Origin of the sequence: Pseudonocardia lacus, from assembly GCF_018531445.1 — a bacterium.
Lineage (GTDB): Bacteria > Actinomycetota > Actinomycetes > Mycobacteriales > Pseudonocardiaceae > Pseudonocardia > Pseudonocardia lacus.
Genome location: NZ_JAHDTH010000354.1, coordinates 1 through 4,149, shown reverse-complemented (window position 1 = coordinate 4,149; position 4,149 = coordinate 1). Strand labels below are relative to the sequence as shown.

Genomic DNA, 4,149 nt, shown 5'->3' with positions numbered 1-4,149 from the left:
GTGGCGAACCGGTCCGCGGGCCGCTTCGCCATCGCCCGGCGCAGGACGGGGTCCAGCCCGGCGGGCACCTCGGGCGCCACAGCGGCCAGCGACGGTGGCTCCTGCTGCATGTGCGCCCAGATCTTGGCCGGCTCGGTGTCGCGCGGGAACGGCACCTCGCCGGTGAGGGCCTGGTAGAGCACGCAGCCCAGGGCGTAGACGTCGACGCGGCCGTCCAGCTGGCCGCCCTCGAACTGCTCGGGGGCCATGTAGTCGATGCTGCCGATGGCCGTGCCGGTGCGGGTCAGCCGGCCCTCGGCGTCGATCGCCCGGCTGAGCCCGAAGTCGGTCAGGTAGGCGTGCGGGCGCCCGTCCACCGTCGTCAGCAGGATGTTGGCCGACTTGACGTCGCGGTGGACCAGCCCGCGCCGGTGCGCGGCGTCGAGCGCGCCGCCGATCTGGTCGATAACCTCGGTGGCGAGCGCGGGGTCGAGCCGACCGCGGTCGGCGATCATGTCGCGCAGGTCGGTGCCGTCGACGTGGCGCATGGTCACGAACAGTCGCCCGGCGTCCTCGCCTGCGGCGTAGACGCCGACGATGTGCGGGTGGTCGAGCGAGGCCGCGATCTCGCACTCCTGGGTGAACCGCTCGCGGAACTCCCCGCTCTGCGCCAGGTCCGTGCGCACCACCTTCACCGCGACGGTCCGGTTCAGCGCGAGCTGGTGGCCGCGGTAGACGACCCCCATGCCGCCCCGGCCGATCACCGCGTCGATCCGCACCCCTCCGACGACGGTCCCGGGTTCGATCTCGGACATGTGGGTGACGCTAGTCCCCGCCCCTGTGAGCTGTGCGTCACCACCGGCGGGCGAGGCGGGACGCCAGCGGCCGGCCGTCGGGGTCGTAGACCACCCGGTAGAGCGGCACCGCCCAGGAGCGGGTCCACCAACCCAGCTGCTCGGGGCGGTGCGGGCGCAGCCGGCCCGCCGGCCGCGGCCCCCGCCGGCCGCCGTCGTGCCAGCTGTCGAGGGCCTCGGCCGAGGCCCGCACCGCGCGCACGGTGTCGTCCGGGTCGAGCAGGTCCGTGTCGAGGTCCGGGTCGGCGTCGTGGGGAAGGTCGAGGTGCTCGCGCAGCAGGGTCAGCCGCAGGTCGCGGGCGAAGACCCGGGCCCCGTCGCCCAGTCCGGCGGGGTCGGTGGGCTCGCGGTGGTCGCGGTCGGCGTCGAGGACGGCGCAGGACAGCTCCGAGTCGTGCGACCACGAGCGGCGGTTGAGGTTCGCGCTGCCGACGCACGCCCAGACGTCGTCGACGACGGCCACCTTCGCGTGCACGTACACCGGCGTCCCGTCCCGGTTCTCCACGTCGAACACGTGGACCCGGTCCCCGGCGACCCGCTGCACGGTCTCGATGGCCTCCACGCGGCCGACCTCGTTGGGCGGCAGCGCCAGGCGGCCGTCGACGTCGGGGTGGCGGGGCAGCACGACGACCACGTGCAACTGCGGGCTGCGGCGCAGCGCGTCGGCGAGCAGCCGGGCGATGTGCGGGGACCACATGTACTGGTCCTCGATGTAGACCAGGCGCCGGGCGCGGCGCAGGGCCTTGGCGAACCCGCGCGCGACCGACCGCTCGCCTCGCGGCGCGTAGGGGGTGCGCGGCCGGATCGCCGGGTAGGTGCGCAGCACCTGGACGTGGCACGTGCCGGTCGCGGGCGGGTCCGGTGGGCGCTCGGGCAGCGGGTCGGCGCTCAGGTCGACCCGGCGCAGCCGGTCCTCCAGCCAGGACAGCGGGTTGTCGGTGTCCAGCGAGCGCGGATCGGTCCACCGCTCCCGGAACACCAGGTCGAGCGCGCCGACCACCGGCCCGCGCAGCTCCAGCTGCACGTCGTGCCACGGGGGCGTGTCGCCGTACTCGGCGGCCAGCTGCGCGGACTGCGGGTCGCCGCCGTGGTCGGCGTCGTCGCGGCGCCCGTGGCACAGGTCGATCCCGCCGGCGAAGGCGACGTCGCGCTCGGGCCGCCCGGGGTGGCGCAGCACGACGAGCTTCTGGTGGTGCGAGCCGGCGCGGCGCACCCGCTGGTCGAGCAGGACCTCCCCGCCCGCGTCGCGCACCGCCTCACCCAGCCTGCGGTTCGCGGTCTCGCTGTAGCCGACGTCGCTGCGGTGCGCCCGCCACATCAGGCCCTTGACCGCCACCCCGCGCTCGACGGCCGCGGCGAACGCCTCGCCGACGGTCGGGCCGTCGGGGCCGAGGCGCTCGTCGGCGTCGCCGCGCCAGTCGGTGAAGAACAGGTGGTCGCCCTGCCGCAGCGCGGCGACCTCCTCGGCGAGCCTGGCGAAGTAGTCCGCGCCGTGGACGAGGGCGCGCACCGAGTTGCCCTCCGTGGACGGCGACAGGTCGGAGGCGGGGTTGCCCCGCTCCCGGTCGGTGAGGAACCACTCGTCGAGCACCCCGGCACCGTAACCTCGGACCGCCGTTCCCGTCGGATGGCGCCGATCCGGCGGGGTACTACGCTGGCCCGCGGGCGCGAGGGAGGCGTCTGGGCGCCTGGTGGCCCCCGCGGTCTTCAACACCGACGTGGCCGAGCACCTCGGTCAGGCGGGTTCGATTCCCGTCCGCCTCCGCCCGCCCCGCTCGACGCGCAACCGGCCCGTCCCGGCGACGACCCCGCCGACCACGGCGGCCGGGACGCCCTGCGCGGCCAGCACGGCCACGGCCTCGTCCGCGCGCCGCGGTTGGGCGCCGAACAGCAGCCCGCCGGAGGTCTGGGCATCGGCGAGCAAAAGCACGTCGACCTCCGAGACGCCCGGCCCGGCGTCGAGGACGTCGGCGACCCACTCGCGGTTGCGGCGGCTGCCCCCGGGCACGGTGCCGGCCTCGGCCAGCTCGCGGGCCCCGGCGAGCAGGCCGACGGCGTCGACGTCGACGTGCGCGTCCACGCCGGACGCGGCGGCCATCTTCTTCAGGTGCCCCAGCAGGCCGAAGCCGGTGACGTCGGTGCAGCCGGTCGCGCCGGCGGCGACGGCGGCGGCCGAGGCGGCCGCGTTGGTCGCCGTCATCGACGCGATGGCCGCCTCGACCAGCTCGGGCGGGGCGGTGCCGAGCTTCACCGCGGTCGTGGCGATGCCGACGCCGAGCCGCTTGGTGAGCACGAGCGCGTCGCCGGGGCGCAGGCCGGAGTTGGTGAGCACCCGGTCGGGGTGCACCTCGCCGATGACCGCCATGCCGTACTTGGGCTCCGGGTCGTCGATCGAGTGGCCGCCGACGACGGCGAAGCCGCAGTCGCGGCCGGCGTCGGCGCCACCGGCGAGCACCTCGGCGAGCACCTCGCCCGGCAGCGCATCGGTCGGCCAGGCGACCAGGTTGAGCGCGAACAGCGGGCGGCCGCCCATCGCGTAGACGTCGGAGGCGGCGTTGGTGGCGGCGATGCGGCCCCACAGCCGGGGGTCGTCGACCACCGGGGTGAAGAAGTCGGTGGTGGCGACGAGGGCGCGGTCGGCGTCCAGGCGCCACACGGCGGCGTCGTCGCCGGTCTCGGTGCCGACCAGCAGGGCCTCCGGCCGGGAGCCGGGGACCAGGTGGGAGAGCACGTCCGCGAGCGCGCCGGGACCGATCTTGCAGCCGCAGCCGGCTCCGTGGCTGAACTCGGTGAGGCGTCGGGCTGGGGCGGTGGTCACGCCGGCAAGGCAACCACACGCGGGCACCCGCGCGCCGGTCGTACCGAAGAGACCGGAAGGGCCCGACCCACCAACCGGACAGCCGCACGACGTTCGTGCCGTAGCGCATCTTCCGGTCGGATCGGCATCGATCAGCTCAGTAGAGTCCGCGGATGGTCGACGTGCGTGCCGACGCCCGACGCGGCATCCCGCGGACCGATGCCGTGCTGGCCGACCCGGCCGTGGCCGGCGCGGTCGAGCGGCTGGGCCGCGAGCTGGTGAAGGGGGTGGTCGCCGCGGCGCAGGCCAGTGCCCGACGCGGCGAGATCGCGCCCGACGAGGTGGTGGCGGCGGCCCTGCGGGCGCTGCCGCGGGCCGCGACGCGGCTGCGGCCGGTGCTCAACGCGACCGGCGTCGTGCTGCACACGAACCTGGGCCGGGCCCCGCTGTCCGCGGCGGCGCGCGCCGCGCTCGACATCGCCGCCGGGACCTGCGACGTGGAGCTCGACCTGGGCACCG

At 76.0% G+C, this 4,149-nt stretch carries 3 protein-coding genes, 1 tRNA gene and 1 pseudogene; 2 read left to right on the top strand and 3 right to left on the bottom strand.

Translation table 11 applies throughout. The features are described 5' to 3' along the window. A partial coding sequence (locus KIK08_RS37600) for a serine/threonine-protein kinase (protein WP_214408084.1) occupies nucleotides 1-794 on the bottom strand: 794 nt, incomplete at its 3' end. Between the two features lie 37 nt (nucleotides 795-831). Continuing rightward, nucleotides 832-2,424, bottom strand: a complete 1,593-nt coding sequence (locus KIK08_RS41280; protein WP_214408083.1) for a phospholipase D family protein — start codon at nucleotides 2,422-2,424, stop codon at nucleotides 832-834. A gap of 81 nt (nucleotides 2,425-2,505) precedes the next feature. Between KIK08_RS41280 and KIK08_RS37590 the strand changes: the two genes are divergently transcribed. Next, nucleotides 2,506-2,598, top strand: a tRNA-Sec gene (locus tag KIK08_RS37590). On the opposite strand, the gene selD is transcribed toward KIK08_RS37590, so the two are convergent. Then, nucleotides 2,569-3,651 (bottom strand): selenide, water dikinase SelD, encoded by a 1,083-nt coding sequence (selD, locus tag KIK08_RS37585; RefSeq protein ID WP_214408082.1) that lies wholly within the window; start codon nucleotides 3,649-3,651, stop codon nucleotides 2,569-2,571. The genes KIK08_RS37590 and selD overlap by 30 nt on opposite strands. A 152-nt stretch (nucleotides 3,652-3,803) precedes the next feature. Here selD and KIK08_RS37580 point away from each other — a divergent pair. Then, nucleotides 3,804-4,149, top strand: a pseudogene (locus KIK08_RS37580) (L-seryl-tRNA(Sec) selenium transferase); the annotation flags it as partial.